14 protein-coding genes, 1 tRNA gene and 2 pseudogenes are annotated in these 17,292 nt (G+C 52.4%); 6 read left to right on the forward strand and 11 right to left on the reverse strand.

What is annotated here, in order from left to right; all coding sequences use genetic code 11:
* Positions 1-170: 170 nt before the first annotated feature.
* Together D9734_RS12845 and trmB are read right to left on the reverse strand one after the other, a co-directional pair.
* Positions 171-497 carry a YggL family protein gene (locus D9734_RS12845; RefSeq protein ID WP_001107564.1) on the reverse strand — a complete coding sequence of 109 codons (327 nt, stop codon included), beginning with the start codon at positions 495-497 and terminating at the stop codon, positions 171-173.
* A complete protein-coding gene (gene trmB, locus D9734_RS12850; RefSeq protein ID WP_000786911.1) occupies positions 497-1,216 on the reverse strand; it encodes a tRNA (guanosine(46)-N7)-methyltransferase TrmB in 720 nt (239 codons plus the stop codon). The genes D9734_RS12845 and trmB overlap by 1 nt, the downstream gene beginning before the upstream one ends.
* A 160-nt stretch (positions 1,217-1,376) precedes the next feature.
* On the opposite strand from trmB, the gene mutY reads away from it, so the two are divergent.
* The 4 genes from mutY (at position 1,377) to nupG (ending at position 5,332) form a co-directional block, all read left to right on the forward strand.
* Complete coding sequence (gene mutY, locus D9734_RS12855; protein WP_130207921.1) at positions 1,377-2,429, forward strand: A/G-specific adenine glycosylase; 1,053 nt, start codon at positions 1,377-1,379, stop codon at positions 2,427-2,429.
* A gap of 27 nt (positions 2,430-2,456) precedes the next feature.
* Entirely contained in the window at positions 2,457-2,732 is a 276-nt protein-coding gene (locus D9734_RS12860) for an oxidative damage protection protein (RefSeq protein WP_000091700.1), read from the forward strand.
* A gap of 64 nt (positions 2,733-2,796) precedes the next feature.
* Positions 2,797-3,876: a membrane-bound lytic murein transglycosylase MltC gene (gene mltC, locus D9734_RS12865; RefSeq protein WP_130208053.1), complete on the forward strand. Its 1,080-nt coding sequence runs from the start codon at positions 2,797-2,799 to the stop codon at positions 3,874-3,876.
* 199 nt (positions 3,877-4,075) lie between these two features.
* Positions 4,076-5,332 (forward strand): nucleoside permease NupG, encoded by a 1,257-nt coding sequence (gene nupG, locus D9734_RS12870; protein WP_130207923.1) that lies wholly within the window; start codon positions 4,076-4,078, stop codon positions 5,330-5,332.
* 47 nt (positions 5,333-5,379) lie between these two features.
* Here the strand turns inward: nupG and speC are convergent, their stop codons facing one another.
* A complete protein-coding gene (gene speC / locus D9734_RS12875; RefSeq protein WP_130207925.1) occupies positions 5,380-7,515 on the reverse strand; it encodes an ornithine decarboxylase in 2,136 nt (711 codons plus the stop codon).
* Between the two features lie 401 nt (positions 7,516-7,916).
* Between speC and D9734_RS12880 the strand changes: the two genes are divergently transcribed.
* Both D9734_RS12880 and D9734_RS12885 read left to right on the forward strand, forming a co-directional pair.
* Positions 7,917-8,624 carry a DUF554 domain-containing protein gene (locus tag D9734_RS12880; RefSeq protein WP_130207927.1) on the forward strand — a complete coding sequence of 236 codons (708 nt, stop codon included), beginning with the start codon at positions 7,917-7,919 and terminating at the stop codon, positions 8,622-8,624.
* Between the two features lie 105 nt (positions 8,625-8,729).
* Positions 8,730-8,805: transfer RNA gene (locus tag D9734_RS12885), tRNA-Phe, on the forward strand.
* Between the two features lie 75 nt (positions 8,806-8,880).
* Here the strand turns inward: D9734_RS12885 and D9734_RS12890 are convergent.
* The 8 genes and pseudogenes from D9734_RS12890 to tssK all read right to left on the reverse strand — a co-directional run.
* Positions 8,881-10,284: a VasL domain-containing protein gene (locus tag D9734_RS12890; RefSeq protein ID WP_130207929.1), complete on the reverse strand. Its 1,404-nt coding sequence runs from the start codon at positions 10,282-10,284 to the stop codon at positions 8,881-8,883.
* A gap of 123 nt (positions 10,285-10,407) precedes the next feature.
* Positions 10,408-10,857 (reverse strand): type VI secretion system baseplate subunit TssE, encoded by a 450-nt coding sequence (gene tssE, locus D9734_RS12895; RefSeq protein ID WP_130207931.1) that lies wholly within the window; start codon positions 10,855-10,857, stop codon positions 10,408-10,410.
* Entirely contained in the window at positions 10,850-11,095 is a 246-nt protein-coding gene (locus D9734_RS23735) for a type VI secretion system baseplate subunit TssF (protein WP_130207933.1), read from the reverse strand. Before D9734_RS23735 ends, tssE begins: the two co-directional genes overlap by 8 nt.
* A gap of 229 nt (positions 11,096-11,324) precedes the next feature.
* On the reverse strand, positions 11,325-12,920 hold the full coding sequence (gene tssA / locus D9734_RS12905) for a type VI secretion system protein TssA (protein WP_130207935.1): 1,596 nt from the start codon (positions 12,918-12,920) through the stop codon (positions 11,325-11,327).
* 101 nt (positions 12,921-13,021) lie between these two features.
* The gene (gene tssH / locus D9734_RS12910; protein WP_130207937.1) at positions 13,022-15,661 is read right to left on the reverse strand and encodes a type VI secretion system ATPase TssH; all 2,640 of its coding nucleotides are present in this window, start codon (positions 15,659-15,661) and stop codon (positions 13,022-13,024) included.
* A gap of 176 nt (positions 15,662-15,837) precedes the next feature.
* Positions 15,838-16,329 carry a type VI secretion system effector Hcp gene (gene hcp, locus D9734_RS12915; RefSeq protein ID WP_024558534.1) on the reverse strand — a complete coding sequence of 164 codons (492 nt, stop codon included), beginning with the start codon at positions 16,327-16,329 and terminating at the stop codon, positions 15,838-15,840.
* Positions 16,330-16,333: 4 nt separating this feature from the next.
* Positions 16,334-17,011: pseudogene (locus D9734_RS12920) on the reverse strand (OmpA family protein); the annotation flags it as partial.
* Between the two features lie 2 nt (positions 17,012-17,013).
* Positions 17,014-17,280: pseudogene (gene tssK, locus D9734_RS12925) on the reverse strand (type VI secretion system baseplate subunit TssK); the annotation flags it as partial.
* Positions 17,281-17,292: the final 12 nt, after the last annotated feature.

The following is a 17,292-nucleotide window of genomic DNA, read 5'->3' on the forward strand; positions in this document are numbered from 1 at the left end:
GAACAAATCAGGCCAGCATTTGCTGGCCCCAGATTGATAACAAAGTACACGTTGTCCATGCCGGATGCGGCGTAAATGCTTTATCCGGCCTACTCGATCGTGCATCTTTGTAGGCCTGATAAGCGTAGCGCATCAGGCAGTTTTGCATTTGTCATCGCCCGTATGCTTTATTAGTCCCACCAAACGTCGAAAAGTTCGCTGGTGCGAACCTCATCCAGTTTGCGCTCTTCCAGCCACTTACGCACAATCGCCTGATGTTCTTCGGTGCATTTGCCGATTTCCTGCATGCAGATCAGACCTTCCCAGGCCAGATAACCGCTGCCGTCAAAGGCCAGTTTGTTCGGTTCGATAACCTCGTTAATAAAGTCATCAACGGTTTTATCAATCTGCTCTTCCGATGTACCTTCCGGGAATCGCCATGCCACCGAAAATCCTAATTCCTGGAATTCGTCGATGTGCATTTTTTTACGCAGACGACGGCTACGGTTCTTTGCCATTATTTCACCCTCTCGAACATTAAGTCCCATACTCCGTGACCAAGACGATGACCACGTTGTTCAAATTTCGTCACCGGACGTGATGCCGGACGCGGTACGTAATCATTGCTCTCTGATAGGTTTTTATAACCGTCAATAGAAGACATCACTTCGAGCATATGTTCCGCATAAGGTTCCCAGTCGGTCGCCATATGGAATACGCCACCCAGCTGCAGTTTGCTTTTTACCAGTTCAGCAAACGGCACCTGAACGATACGGCGTTTATTATGGCGCGCTTTGTGCCACGGGTCAGGGAAAAAGAGTTGCACCATGCGCAATGAATTGTCAGGAATCATTTTATGCAGCACTTCGACCGCGTCGTGACACATCACGCGCAGGTTGCTTAAGCCCTCTTCATGCGCGGAAGCCAGGCAAGCCCCAACGCCCGGTGAATGCACTTCAATGCCGAGGAAGTCCTGCTCAGGGCGATCTTTAGCCATTGCCACCAGCGACGCCCCCATGCCAAAACCAATCTCAAGCGTCACCGGCGCTTCACGGCCAAACAGCGCAGGGAAATCCAGCATATCTTCGCTGAATTCAACGCCCATCACCGGCCAGTAGTTTTCCAGCGCATGTTCCTGGCCTTTGGTCAGTCGCCCCTGGCGGCGCACAAAACTACGGATACGGCGCAGTGGGCGGCCGTTTTCATCAAATTCCGGTGAGATGACGTCGTTTTTCATAAAGATTTAGTCGCTTGTGAAAGTGTTCTGAAAACGGGCATTATCCAAAGTTAGTTGCCGGATGCAAGCATGATAAGGCCGTGGCTGCGGAAAGTTCCGGTTTACACCCCGCCGCGGCTGTGCTGCAATCTTGCCCCCAACAACAGTGAATTCGGTGACCATGCAAGCGTCGCAATTTTCAGCCCAGGTTCTGGACTGGTACGATAAATACGGGCGGAAAACGCTGCCCTGGCAAATTGACAAGACGCCCTACAAAGTATGGCTCTCAGAAGTGATGTTGCAACAAACTCAGGTTGCGACCGTTATCCCCTATTTTGAACGCTTTATGGCGCGCTTCCCGACGGTGACCGATCTCGCCAACGCGCCGCTCGACGAAGTTCTCCACTTGTGGACCGGGCTTGGCTATTACGCCCGCGCGCGCAATCTGCATAAAGCGGCACAACAAGTTGCCACCTTACACGGCGGTAATTTCCCGGAAACCTTTGAAGAAGTCGCGGCGTTACCGGGCGTCGGGCGTTCCACTGCTGGCGCGATTCTCTCACTTTCTCTGGGTAAGCACTTTCCGATTCTCGACGGTAACGTCAAACGCGTGCTGGCGCGCTGCTATGCTGTAAGCGGCTGGCCTGGGAAAAAAGAGGTCGAGAATAAATTATGGAGTTTGAGCGAGCAGGTGACGCCCGCGGTTGGCGTGGAGCGGTTTAATCAGGCGATGATGGATTTAGGTGCGATGATTTGTACGCGTTCGAAGCCGAAATGCTCGCTCTGCCCGCTGCAAAACGGTTGTATTGCCGCCGCCAATAATAGCTGGTCGCTTTATCCGGGCAAAAAGCCGAAACAGACGCTGCCGGAGCGCACCGGCTACTTTCTGCTGTTACAGCACGAAGATGAAGTATTGCTGGCGCAGCGTCCGCCGAGCGGATTGTGGGGCGGTTTATACTGTTTCCCACAGTTTGCCGACGAAGAAAGTTTGCGGCAATGGCTGGCACAACGGCAGATTGCTGCCGATAACCTGACGCAACTGACCGCGTTTCGTCATACCTTCAGCCATTTCCACTTAGATATTGTGCCTATGTGGCTTCCCGTGTCGTCATTCACCGGCTGCATGGATGAAGGCAATGCGCTCTGGTATAACTTAGCGCAACCGCCGTCAGTTGGCCTGGCGGCTCCCGTGGAGCGTTTGTTACAGCAGTTACGCACTGGCGCGCCGGTTTAGCGCGTGAGTCGATAAAGAGGATGATTTATGAGCAGAACGATTTTTTGTACTTTCCTGCAACGTGAAGCAGAAGGTCAGGATTTTCAGCTGTACCCCGGCGAACTGGGAAAACGCATCTATAACGAGATCTCCAAAGAAGCCTGGGCGCAGTGGCAGCACAAACAAACCATGCTGATTAATGAAAAGAAACTCAACATGATGAATGCCGAGCACCGCAAGCTGCTGGAGCAGGAGATGGTTAACTTCCTGTTCGAAGGTAAAGAGGTGCATATCGAGGGCTATACGCCGGAAGATAAAAAATAAAAACAGTGCCGGAGCACGCCTCCGGCAACTTGCATAAATACAAACACAACACGCACCCGGTATGATGAAAAAATATCTCGCGCTGGCTTTGATTGCGCCGTTGCTCATCTCCTGTTCGACGACCAAAAAAGGCGATACCTATAATGAAGCCTGGGTCAAAGATACCAACGGTTTTGATATTCTGATGGGGCAATTTGCCCACAATATTGAGAACATTTGGGGATTCAAAGAGGTGGTGATCGCCGGTCCTAAGGACTACGTGAAATACACCGATCAATATCAGACCCGCAGCCACATCAACTTTGATGACGGCACGATTACTATCGAAACCATCGCCGGGACAGAACCTGCTGCGCATTTGCGCCGGGCAATCATCAAAACATTATTGATGGGCGACGATCCGAGTTCGGTCGATCTCTATTCCGACGTTGATGATATTACGATTTCGAAAGAACCTTTCCTTTACGGTCAGGTGGTGGATAACACCGGGCAGCCGATTCGCTGGGAAGGCCGTGCGAGTAACTTCGCGGATTATCTGCTGAAAAACCGCCTCAAAAGCCGCAGCAACGGGCTGCGTATCATCTACAGCGTCACCATTAACATGGTGCCGAACCACCTTGATAAACGTGCGCACAAATATCTCGGCATGGTCCGCCAGGCATCACGGAAATATGGCGTTGATGAGTCGCTGATTCTGGCGATTATGCAGACCGAATCTTCCTTTAACCCGTATGCGGTCAGCCGTTCCGATGCGCTGGGATTAATGCAGGTGGTACAACATACTGCCGGGAAAGATGTGTTCCGCTCACAGGGGAAATCCGGCACGCCGAGCCGCAGTTTCTTGTTTGATCCTGCCAGCAATATTGATACCGGCACCGCGTATCTGGCGATGCTGAATAATGTTTATCTCGGCGGAATTGATAACCCAACGTCGCGGCGTTATGCCGTCATCACCGCCTATAACGGTGGTGCAGGCAGCGTATTACGCGTCTTCTCGAACGATAAAATTCAGGCTGCCGCTATTATAAATACTATGACGCCGGGCGATGTTTATCAGACGCTGACAACCCGCCATCCGTCTGCGGAATCTCGTCGCTATCTTTATAAAGTGAACATGGCCCAGAAATCTTACCGCCGCCGATAATTTCATCTTTGCCTCTGACAATACTCCGAGACAAAGTGTTATACGCATCACAATTTTGCCTTGCAAATTGAGTTTATTTGCAATTATTTGCTACGGATAACAAAAAAACAGTCAGTGAAGTTGATAGAATCGCATCATCTTGCACGGTCAAATGTGCTTTTTAAAACACTCATCCGCATCACGATGTGAGGAAATTAACATGAATCTTAAGCTGCAGCTGAAAATCCTCTCTTTTCTGCAGTTCTGTCTGTGGGGAAGTTGGCTGACGACCCTCGGCTCATATATGTTCGTTACCCTGAAGTTCGACGGTGCTTCCATTGGCGCTGTTTATAGCTCACTGGGTATCGCTGCGGTCTTTATGCCTGCTTTGCTGGGCATTGTGGCCGACAAATGGTTAAGTGCGAAATGGGTGTATGCTATTTGTCACACCATCGGCGCAATCACCCTCTTCATGGCGGCACAAGTTACCACTCCGGAGGCGATGTTCCTCGTGATATTGATTAACTCGTTTGCTTATATGCCAACGCTTGGGTTAATCAACACCATCTCCTACTATCGCCTGCAAAATGCCGGAATGGATATCGTGACTGATTTCCCGCCAATCCGTATCTGGGGCACCATCGGCTTTATCATGGCGATGTGGGTTGTGAGCCTGTCTGGCTTTGAATTGAGCCACATGCAGCTATATATTGGCGCAGCACTCTCCGCCGTTCTGGTGCTGTTCACCTTTACGCTGCCGTATATTCCGGTTGCTAAACAGCAAGCTAATCAGAGCTGGACGACGCTGCTCGGCCTCGATGCATTCGCGCTGTTTAAAAACAAGCGTATGGCGATTTTCTTCATCTTCTCGATGCTGCTGGGCGCGGAACTGCAGATTACCAACATGTTCGGTAATACCTTCCTGCACAGCTTCGACAAAGATCCGATGTTCGCCAGCAGCTTCATCGTGCAGCATGCGTCAATCATCATGTCGATTTCGCAAATCTCTGAAACCCTGTTCATTCTGACCATCCCGTTCTTCTTAAGCCGCTACGGCATTAAGAACGTAATGATGATCAGTATCGTGGCGTGGATCCTGCGTTTTGCGCTGTTTGCTTACGGCGACCCGACTCCGTTCGGCACCGTACTGCTGGTTCTGTCGATGATTGTTTACGGCTGTGCGTTCGACTTCTTCAACATCTCTGGTTCGGTGTTTGTCGAAAAAGAAGTTAGCCCGGCGATTCGCGCCAGTGCGCAAGGGATGTTCCTGATGATGACCAACGGCTTCGGCTGTATCCTCGGTGGCATCGTGAGCGGTAAAGTGGTTGAGATGTACACCCAAAACGGCATTACCGACTGGCAGACCGTATGGCTGATTTTCGCAGGTTACTCCGTGATTCTGGCCTTCGCATTCATGGCGATGTTTAAATACAAACACGTTCGTGTCCCTGCCGGTACACAAACTGTTAACCACTAATTACGCAAAGAAAAACGGGGCGCCAGAAGGTGCCCCGTTTTTTATTCTTACTTCAACACATAACCGTATAACCGTTTCATTCCATCCGCATCGGTTTCGCTATAGACACCTTGTAGCTCCGGCGAAAATCCCGGCAGCAAATTCACGCCTTCTTCCAGCGCAAGGAAATAACGCTGGACCGCTCCGCCCCACATTTCTCCAGGCACCACGCAAAGCACGCCAGGTGGATACGGCAGCGCGCCTTCCGCCGCAATTCGCCCTTCGGCATCACGAATGCGCACCAACTCCACTTCACCACGAATATAAGCGCTATGCGCGTCCTGGGGATTCATCACCACTGGCGGGAAGCTCTGCTGGCGGAACATCGCTTTTTGTAGGTCTTTGACGTCGAAACTGACATACAGATCGTGCATCTCCTGACACAACTGGCGCAGGGTGTAGTCGCGATAGCGCACCGGATATTTGTTATAAACGCTCGGCAAGACTTCAGACAGCGGCGAGTCATCTTCAATATGCTGTTCAAACTGCACCAGCATCGCCACCAACTGTGCCAGCTTCTCGTGGCTTTCCGCCGGAGTTAATAAGAACAGAATGGAGTTGAGATCGCACTTCTCCGGCACAATGCCGTTCTCACGCAGATAGTGCGCCAGAATCGTCGCTGGAACGCCAAAATCGCTATATTCGCCGGTTTCGGCATCGATACCCGGCGTAGTGAGTAACAGCTTGCAGGGATCAACAAAATACTGATCCGCAGCATATCCTTCAAAGCCGTGCCACTTCGCCCCCGGCTCAAAACTGAAAAAACGGCGGTCGCTGGCTAACACTGACGTCGGATAATCCTGCCACAATTTGCCATCAACAACTGGCGGTATAAACGGGCGGAACAGCTTACAGCGCGCAAGAATCGCTTTCCGCGCTTCAATCCCTATCTCAACACACTCAGCCCACAGCCGACGCCCACTCTCCCCTTCATGAATTTTGGCGTTAATATCCAGCGCAGCAAACAGCGGGTAAAACGGGCTGGTAGAGGCGTGCAGCATAAAAGCATTGTTCAACCGTTTATGCGGGCAAAAACACGCCTGTCGGCGGATATGGTTATCTTTTTTATGGATCTGCGACGTCTGCGAGAATCCCGCCTGCTGTTTGTGCACCGACTGGGTCACAAAGATCCCCGGATCGTTTTCGTTAAGTTCTAACAGCAACGGTGAGCAATCCGCCATCATCGGGATAAACTGCTCGTACCCTACCCATGCAGAATCAAACAGAATGTAATCACACAGATGCCCAATGGTATCGATCACCTGGCGGGCGTTGTAGATAGTGCCGTCATAGGTTCCCAGCTGAATAATCGCCAGGCGGAACGGGCGCGGCAGTTCGGCTTTTTCTGGCGCAACGTCGCGAATTTGCTGGCGCAGATACTCTTCATTAAAACAGTGCGCATCAATCCCGCCGATAAACCCGAATGGGTTGCGTGAGGCTTCCAGATAGACCGGCGTCGCCCCCGCCTGAATCAGCGCACCGTGATGATTCGACTTATGGTTGTTACGGTCGAAGAGCACCAGATCACCACGCGTTAACAGTGCATTCGTCACAACCTTATTCGCCGCCGATGTGCCGTTCAGCACAAAATAGGTTTTATCGGCATGAAAGACTTTGGCAGCGAATTTCTGTGCATCCTTTGCGGAACCTTCATGAATAAGCAAATCGCCCAGTTTTACGTCAGCGTTACACATATCTGCGCGAAAGACGTTCTCGCCAAAGAAATCGTAAAAATGGCGTCCGGCAGGATGCTTTTTAAAGAACGCACCATGTTGATGCCCAGGACAAGCAAAGGTGCTATTGCCCATCTCAACGTACTGGGTCAGCGTGTCATAAAATGGCGGCAGCAAATTCTCTTCATACTGACAGGCTGCGGATTCCAGCTCCAGCCACTGCTGCTCATTGCCGTTGATGATAGCCGTAACGCCCGCGGGCAATTCAACCGCATCTTCAGAATACAAAAACACCGGCAGATGAAAACCGGTGCGCTTAAGTAACGCAAGAATGCCGCTACGACTATCCGCAGCGGTAATGACGACTGCCGCGACGTCCGTAAAATCAGTATCTTCCAGCGCCACCACGCGGCGATGGGTAGAAAGTCGGGAAACCAGTTCACCACTGGCGGCAATACTCATTGATTTCATAAGCGCAAAACCCGTTTCGGGGAAGTAAAAATACCGGGCAAGGTGGACCCCCCTGCCCCATGAGATGTGGGTCAAACTGGTCACCAGCTCCGACCGCCAGACATCAGTAAAAGCAGAAACGCTCTGATTTTACTGTTGCCCTGCAGTGAGCATACGTTAACGTCACCGCATAAAAAGCAGCGTCACAGAACAGGAGACATTTCGCGCGAAACGGCGATAAGCGAAAGAATGTAAGGAGGCGGCGTGCATCAGGCAAGCTCCGTACAGGAAGGAGAAAATTCGCGCAATCATGGCACTTTTCGCTAACGCGTGCAAGCCAGGACTTTGCGACCAGACAAGCAATCGACGGGGCAAAAAGTTCATAATAAAAACATCAAACAACACAATTAACAGGAACTATTGTGGTCATCGGCCCTTTTATCAACGCAAGTGCAGTATTACTGGGTGGCGCCCTCGGCGCACTGCTTAGCCAACGCTTACCGGAACACATCCGCGTCTCTATGACGTCCATTTTTGGCCTGGCGTCGCTGGGAATTGGTATTTTACTGGTCGTGAAATGTGCCAACCTTCCGGCGATGGTTTTAGCTACGCTACTCGGGGCATTAATCGGCGAAATTTGTCTGCTGGAAAAAGGCGTCAACACTGCGGTCGCTAAAGCGCAGAATCTGTTTCGTCACTCGAGCAAGAAATCTGCGCATGAATCTTTTATTCAGAATTTTGTCGCAATTATTGTCCTGTTTTGTGCCAGCGGCACCGGGATCTTCGGCGCGATGAATGAAGGGATGACAGGCGATCCGAGTATTTTAATCGCCAAGTCATTTCTTGATTTCTTTACAGCGATGATCTTCGCCTGTTCACTTGGCATTGCGGTATCGGTGATTAGTATTCCATTGCTCATCATCCAGTTAACGCTGGCGTGGGCTGCTGCGCTGATATTACCGCTGACCACACCGTCGATGATGGCGGACTTCAGCGCCGTAGGTGGTTTATTGCTGCTGGCAACCGGCTTACGCATCTGCGGCATAAAAATGTTTCCGGTGGTCAATATGCTTCCTGCCCTCCTTCTGGCAATGCCGCTTTCCGCCGCCTGGACCACCTGGTTTGCCTGACATTTCGAGCGATAACGGCAAACTGATGATAGATTGTGCAGTCTGCCGTAAATTGAAGAAATTTGATTGACGAGACGAGGCGAATCAGGTTTAATGCGCCCCGTTGCCCGGATAGCTCAGTCGGTAGAGCAGGGGATTGAAAATCCCCGTGTCCTTGGTTCGATTCCGAGTCCGGGCACCAAATTTATAAGGCCTCGCTGCAAAGCGGGGCTTTTTCTTTTTCTGGCTACGGTAAATTTCAGATCGTTGCTACAGGTCATTCGTAATCGTTAACGCCTTTTAATTTCAAAGCATTCTGTCTAATGTCGGCATATCTGGCGATGAGCTGTTTCAGATGCATCTCTGCCTCAGCCCCTGCGGCAGGAGGAAGTGGTTGTCCTGCCGACGACTGTTCCAGTATCCGCAGTTGCTCTTCAGCCGGTATGGATTGATTAAAAGACTGTATCGTTGAAAACACCACTGACTTCAGCTCACTGACCGTCATGTATTTCCCCTTATGCTCATCCAGTCCGTTCAGTCGTTCACTCAGTTTCTGTAGCGTAACCATTCCCTGATGCCAGCCATTCAAATTTTCTGTCGGCAACGCAGCGACATTAAATTGTTGCTGCCACTGCTGTATCAGGGGCTTTGCGCGCTCCGGCCATATCACCTGGGCCTGTTCGACAAGCTGCCTTTCCCGGGTTATGAGCCAGTCCGGCGGTAGCTTGTCCAGAAGCGTAAGCTGCTGTTGTGTTTGCGTAATTAAAGCTTGTGGCAACGGAGATTGCTGACGCAATAAATCCAATTGTTCAGGCGTGAGTACTGCGGGTAACGGTGCCAGAGAGGCAGTAAACTGGGTTTGTAACGGGTCCGGCCGATGCAAAAACTGCCACGTCCATAGCGTTGCTGCACCTATCACCAGCATGGTACACATCCCACCGACAAAAGATTTCCATTTTTTTACTGGCTCAGGTATTGCCGGCAGTACCTCCACGTTCGGCTGTGTAACGTACACCCATTGCACTGCACTGTCTGGCGCCCGGATATCTTCAAACGAACGACCAGTATGGGAACCTGTTGTTATACCCACGTCATTCATGACCGGAGCATGCGAAACGATACCCGACTGAATTGTCGCCCCTGTACAGATTGTGTCATCGCTGTTCTCCAGCCTGACAGCGTTGTTATGTATCAGGGTACGCAATGTATCCAGCTGACTGAGATGTCTGAGTTCCAGGCGCTGTAAAACTGCCCCCAAACGGGTAAGCAGTTGCTCTGCCCGATAGAGTTGGCTAAGGTCGCTGTATTTCAGCGGGAGTGAGCGCATCCGTTGTTGCAAACGCTGGCTCAGATTACTGAGGATCTCAATCCGAACATGGACAGGCTGTGGCCAAAGCACGCCCCACTGATGGCTTATCAGAGCCTCCAGTATTGCCAACCCTTCATTCAGACCAAACAATCCGGCCAGCTGCGTACGGGCCAGCGTATACCAGGCCGCAGTCTGCAGCTCAACACCATTTTGCTCAAACAGTGAGAGACACAGTTTTTCAGCATAACGCCAGTTCACATCCGGACGTGCCGGATGCGTTAGCTTATTGAGTTCATCACACAAAGCGGCATAATCCGGTAGCCTTCGCGGGTCACCGCCGGTTTTAATTCTACGTGGGGTAATGTCATTCATGACCAGTTATCCATCTGACGTACTTGCGGTTATAGAAGATGATTGTTTATGCAGCTTGGTGTTCTGCATATTCAGGGCGTAGCAGATACTGACGGGGTTAGGGAGAAACGCTAAAACCAGACCTTAAATACGAGCTGCCGTGTCGAGATACTGCTGTTTCAGGTGTCTCAACAGGACTCGCCCTTCAGGCATAAATTCAGTGCCATAACGCACCAGACCAACATCTTTGAGTTCAGCGTCAATGGCATAGCACAGCTCGCCAGGGACTGCCTGTTCCAGCAGAACAACGGTTATTTTTTTCAGACGCGGCTCATATTTGAGCAGTACGGTAGATAACGTCCCCATCATTTCATGCGCCGTCCCCGGCATTCCCTGGAGAATTTTGGTCATATCCGGTAGACCATAGTCCGGCAGATGTGCCAGCGTGCCGGCACGACTGTTAAGAATGCGCTGCATATTGTCCAGTACTGAGAGGATTATCTGGTTCTGCTCGCTAACCTGATTCAGATCCAGACCTCCGGTAAAATTCCCAAACAGGGTTTCATATAGCGACGGACGCGGAGTGTCATTCATCTTTCAACGCCTTCAGAGTCAACCGTTCACTCCCTGCTTCAATGATTCTGGCTGAATCCGGGTCAAGGTCGTCACGACTCAACACGATCCGCCAGGTGTTATTCACCTGATCCGGAGTGCCGACCTTATCCAGGTCTAACATCGCTGCCCGGTCCGGATGATTGTGTGCAAACTCTTTCGAGGCTTCACGCAGGTAGCGCATTTCTGCGTCGTAATAACGCGGGGTTAAATTTTCCATAAAATAGTTACTCAAAATATAGGAAACAATGTTTTCTTCCCCAAAAGTGGAAGTTATCTCACCACTTCGCGAGTAGTCAGAGACATAGGTTTTATCTCCTCATTTAAAATCTCAAATTCAGTAGTTATTTTTCTGAATGACTGACCAGATAAAAAATGTGAGAAAGTACCTTGCTATAAATTATGAGCCACACTTATTCATCCTCCTTTTATCCAGCCAATAACTTTCTCTAACCACATAACACCGCGGCCCGCGCCGGATCGAGCTGAATCAGCCCGCCTAGCAATTTTTCCATAGCAGGCCCGAGGCGAATCTTGTCAGCCTCACTGCGACTGGCTTTCAGTCTGAGGAGTTTCAGATGACGGGCCTGTACCTCAAACAGCAGCTCGGGTTCCCAGTCGCTAAGGGCCACTTCTGTGGCACGCTCACCCAGCTCTGCAAACAGGTGCACCGCGAGCTCATTTTTTCCGTACTGTTCTGCAATACGCCCCATTAGCAGGCGCAGCAGCCACTGCTGCCGCGCAGTGGCGATGCCTGGTCGATGCTGTAACCAGCTCAGTGCCGCATCCGGGCTTTCGCTGTCCGCCAGCGCCACGGCTTCCGACTCCAGCGCCAGAATGTCGTCGTTCACTTCGGCCATACGGGCGGAAGGCGTTTCATTGCCCCACCCAGCAGTAGTATCCAGTACGCTCTGCTGGATCCAGTTAAGCGTCACTTCATCAGCAAACGGCGTACCGTCACTGAATGCCAGCGTCTCCAGCCCGGATAGTCGAGTCAGTAGCCCCTTCAGATCAGCGGCAATAATGTCAGCCACTATCTCCTTACCGGACTTCGTCAGCGCCTGGTGGATATACCATTGCAGATCCAGCCACAGGTGGTTAGCACCGCGGGAAAAGGTACTGTCTGCCGTTTCCAGAATTTCAGCCCAGTTTTGCTGCAGGTACAGACGTTTGAGCAGCGCTCGCTGGTCTGCTCTTGGGGGTTCGATGCGAGTTCGCCCCTGTGCGTCTGGAGCCGGAATAGCCTGCAGGGTATCGTGACGCAGACTTTTCATCAGATGGTGCGCCGACAACCAACCGTCGGGCTGTTCGCGCAGGTATTCGCTGAGTGTGCGCGCCTGCGCCAGCAAATCCTGACCGGAAGTGATTCTCCCGATAGCTGGAGCATCGCTGTGACTCGCAGTGGAAAGTGTCTCAGTAGTGCTGGCGTTCTGCGGTACAACTGCATCCACACCGCCCGCTTTCTGCAGGCGGTTTTCCAGCGCACCATACAGCGCGTTAAGTTCTGGGCGGGTTTCATCCGGCTCATTTTCGGTGAGCTGCGCTATCAGCAGCAGCGCACCGATGGTGCGCAGCGCATCTTCCCTGACCACTTCCGGATACAGTGAAAGAGAATCCGTCATGCGTGAACCTGCCAGCCACTCCAGTGCTGCCTTACGGCTGCGGTTGCGCTGTGGATGCAGTTGCGCACCGAAACGGTCTATCAGACCCGCCAGCAGTTCGAGTCCCTCTGCCAGCCCCTGCTCGCCTTCACGATGCAACCTGGCCCAGCAGTAATACGTCGCCACACGAATGTCTTTAGCGGTGGTGGTGAGCACTTTCTCCGCCAACTGGCAGATAAGCTCAGTATCCGCCCCGGAAAGTTTGTTGACCTCCTCGCGCATTTGCTGGAAGCCATCGTCATAACCTGGGTCATCCCCCACTGATGACTCTCCGGGTAACGGCTGCAGCCAATTGCTCCACTGCACCACTCGCTCACGGGTAGCGTCAAGGAGTGTCGTCGGCTCTGTCTGACAGGCGCTAACCAGGGCATTTAACGTGCTCATCAATTGACCTCCACCGCATCACGGTTCGTGCTGGCGACCGGGTCTGTCACTACCACTTTCGCCGTGCTGAAGATGGTATCTGTCAGACTCATAAGGTTCCTTCAGTCATATTTAAACTCCAGCACAACCCCTTCTTCATCATTCCACCCCAGCGTCAACGACGCTGGCTTTTGTTTCGCCGCCATATGAGTCAGCAATTGCTGACTCAGCACCGGCAGAATTTGTTGGTTGAGTAAGCTGTCGACATTGCGCGCCCCGGTGTCCGGTAACAGGCAGGCTGCGGTCAGCGCGTCGTACAGACTTTCGTCAATCAGCGTGGTCAGGCCGTAGTGGCGCTGTAAGCGCTGGCTGACCTGGGAGAGTTTCATCTCCACAATCGTGTGCATGGCTGCTTCTGCCAGCGGACGGTAAATCACGGTCTGGAAACGGGCGAGCAGCGCGGGCTGGAAGTGGTCGCGCAGTATCGGGCGCAGCAGTTCGTGCAGGTCTGCCTCGGTGGCTTCCGGTTGTTCGTCCAGCAACTGCATCAGGTGGTCGCTACCAAGGTTGGAGGTCATCAAAATAACGGTATTGCGGAAGTCAATTTCTCGCCCTTCGCCGTCGCGCATAAAACCACGATCGAATACCTGATAGAAGAGATTCATCACGTCACGGTGCGCTTTTTCGACTTCATCGAGCAGCACCACACTGTACGGACGCTTACGTACGGCTTCGGTAAGGATGCCGCCCTGGCCGTAGCCGATGTAACCAGGTGGAGAACCTTTCAGCTGGGAAACTGTGTGTGGCTCCTGGTATTCCGACAGGTTAATGGTAATCAGCGATTTTTCGCCACCGTACAGCACATCCGCCAGCGCCAGCGCGGTTTCAGTTTTTCCTACACCGCTTGGACCAACCAGCAGGAATACACCCTGTGGACCGTTCTCAGAGGTGAGGCCAGTTTTAGCGGCGCGCAGGCGCCGGGCGATGGCTTCAAGCGCAATATTCTGACCGACTACACGTTTACCGATTTCATTTTCCAGGGTAAGCAGTTCAGTCTGTTCGTCTTTCATCAGCGAAGAAAGCGGCACGCCGGTCCAGTCGGCAATCACTGTTGCAACAGTGCGTACATCCACATCCACCGACAACAACGGATTGCCCTGCTGTAAACCGTTCAGCTCCTGTTGCAGGGCATGCGTTTCGCTCTGACGGGAAATGTCCTGGCGGCATTCCCGTAGTTGTTCAGTAAGTTTCAGTTCCTGGCCGTACTGGGTTTCAAGTTCGTGGAGTTCAACGATGACGTTTTTCTCTTCCTGTTCAATTGCCGTCAAGCGTTCACCGTGGTTTTGATTACCGACGGTAATGTCTTCCTGTAGAGCTTGTCTCTCCATTTTAAGAGAGGTAATCCGGGAACGGATACGGGTCAACTGTTCGGGTACGGTGTCGAGACTCATACGCACGCGAGCGCTTGCAGTGTCGAGCAGGTCAACGGCTTTGTCCGGGAGTTGACGGCCTGTCAGATAACGTCGGGATAACGTAACGGCAGCGCACACCGCATCATCAGTGATGTGCACATTATGATGTTCGGCATAACGGGATTTCAGGCCACGCAACATCAGACAAGCCGTGTCGTCGTCCGGCTCGTCAACTTTCACCATCTGGAAGCGGCGTTCGAGTGCGGCATCGCGCTCAAAGTATTGTTTATACTCAGACCAGGTCGTCGCGGCGATGGTACGTAACTCACCGCGCGCAAGGGCTGGTTTCAGCAGATTGGCAGCATCAGCACCACCAGCCTGGTTACCTGCGCCGATGATGGTATGGGCCTCATCGATAAACAGCAAGATAGGTACCGGAGACTGCTGTACAGCATTAATCACGTTTTTCAGGCGCTGCTCAAATTCCCCCTTCACTCCCGCCCCCGCCTGCAGCAGCCCGAGGTCAAGAGTGCGTAGCACCACCGGTTTGAGGGATTCAGGGACATTACCGTCAGAGATTCTGAGCGCCAGACCTTCAACCAGTGCGGTTTTCCCGACACCTGGCTCACCGACCAGGATTGGGTTATTTTTTCGGCGACGAGAAAGAATGTCCACCATCTGGCGGATTTCACTATCGCGGCCAAATACCGGATCAATTTTACCTTCACGCGCCTGGGCGGTGACGTCATGGGTGAATTTATCCAGCGCATTCTGCAGCGCCGGACTCAGTTCCCCATCTTTCATCTCACTCCCTACTGGACGCCCGATAAACTCCACGTCCCCACCATGGCTCCCCGTAATTTCGGCTTCCTGCTGTACTTGCGCACGCTCGTCTGACTGAGCATCCAGTAGCGGGCGCAGGCACTCTAACTGGCTCTGTCCCAGAGTCAGCAATGGCCACAGACCATCGCAGCGCACCAGCTTCTGGTTAGCCACCATCACCATCAGCAGGTGGTGACTTCGAATCTGTTCTTCTCCCGCCAGTGAGGCAATCAGCCAGGCTTGTTGCATCAATACCTGGATATTTTCTGAAAGCTGCGGGCGATGGCGCACCGAGTGCGGTTGTTTGTCGAGCCAGGCAAGCAAATCTTGCCAGAGAGTGTCCATGTCCCACTCGTAGCGGCGTGCCAGCACGGTGAGATCCCCCTCGCCCTGCTCAAGAAGTTTCAGCAGCCAGTGCTCTGGCAAAATTTCCGCATGCGCGCGAATCTGACAGAGTGAAGCCGCGCCTTCCATCGCACGGGCGCAATAAGGATTCAGACGTCGCAGCAAAATGGCTGGATTTTCCATGAATATCTCTCTTTGTCGGTTTCTGAACACACTACCGCCCCTCGCTGTTTTCCGTGAGGAAGACCAAAGCGCATACGGTCGTGCTGACAGATTGTGGAGTTTTTGCTGAAAGCCCGTTGGCTTCAGACGTTCAGCAAAAACAAAAAACGGACAGAGAAACTCTGTCCGCTCGTGGCTTAGGCGGTGGCGCGTTCGTTCCAGGAATCGGAATGAATGATGTTGCCGTCTTTGTAGGTCCAGGTGATTTTTTCGTAACGCAGTTCAATGCGCTCAAGGTGGTTGTGCTTCTCTTTAGAAGGATCCTTGATGTCATACATTTCAGGATTCACCTTCACCACTTTCACGTTCTCAAGTTTGGTGTTGAAGTACTCCACTTCCTGGCCTGCGTCGTTGATTTTGTACCACTTGAATTCGGCAGACTTGAGGGTCTGACCGGTGGTCACTGCCTTGTACAAGTACGGGCTGGAGGAGTCGATTTCCTTGGTGAACAGGAACGGGGTATGGATACGGGTGCCGGTCAGTTTGCCTGTGTTGTTATCAGTCGGGATGTACAGGTTGTGTTCCTGAGCCACGACTTCGATGCTGCCTTCACGATCCTGAACGTCCACAGACCCTTTGATGTCCGCGCCGCCATCGTCCTTCAGCCAAAGATAAACAGGTATTGCCATGGAATTACTCTCCATTATGTTGTGATGCGCCATCATCCTGCGATGACGCCAGGGTGTGTCCAGGTATCTGACAGGCATTAGCCTGCGGTACCAGACTGATTTCGACACGCCGGTTGAGCGCACGGCCCTCTGGGGTGTCATTGGTTGCGACCGGACGGCTTTCGCCATAGCCCTGTACCGCAAAACAGCTTTCCGGTACGTCACCGGTTTCATGCATCCAGACGCGCACCGCTTCGGCACGTTTCTGAAAAAGCGTCTGGTTTAGTTGTGCGTTCCCGGTGTTATCCGTGTGGCCAGCGACCACAATCAACCAGCCCGGTTTTGCTCTGACTCCCACCAGTGAATTAACCAACATTTTGGTGGCCCCGGCCTTCAGCACCGATTTGCCGGAATCAAATAGCGACATACTGTCGAGGCGGATAATCTTCTGCCCCGGGACGATTTTTTGGATAACAGGTGAAGAGAACGACGGTGGTGCCAGGTCATCCATGACGGCTTCAATAACAGGTACAAGACGCAGTCCCTGATACAGTCCGAGGCGATAACGCACAGGCTCACCGCGACGATGCCAGTCATCCAGCAGTGCACCATCAGCGCGCAGACGCTGTTGGGCCTGGAGTTTAGGTTCTGCCGGTGTGTCAGTAAGATGGTGGTATAAGGCAAGGTGGTCGCCGACATTGCGACGGATAAATCACAAACCGGAGGAAGATTATCCGCCAGGTCGGTATCAACAATCGTGCCATCCTGGAAACGTACCACCAGACGGGTAGCATTTAGCCGTGACAGCGCCAGGGCGGCGGTGTCAAATTCAGCATTCACCACGCCCCAGGGATGGGAAATCCCCATCCTTGCAACGGTATCGGCAACGTGCGCATTCCAGCGGGCCTGCTGCTGGAACTGTTGCGGGGCCAGCGCAGCCCCGTCCTCCCAAAGTGGGCGAAAAATTTTCATCCTTGATTTCCC

The sequence above is a fragment of the Escherichia sp. E14S1 genome (genome assembly GCF_004211995.1).
Classification (GTDB): Bacteria; Pseudomonadota; Gammaproteobacteria; order Enterobacterales; family Enterobacteriaceae; genus Escherichia.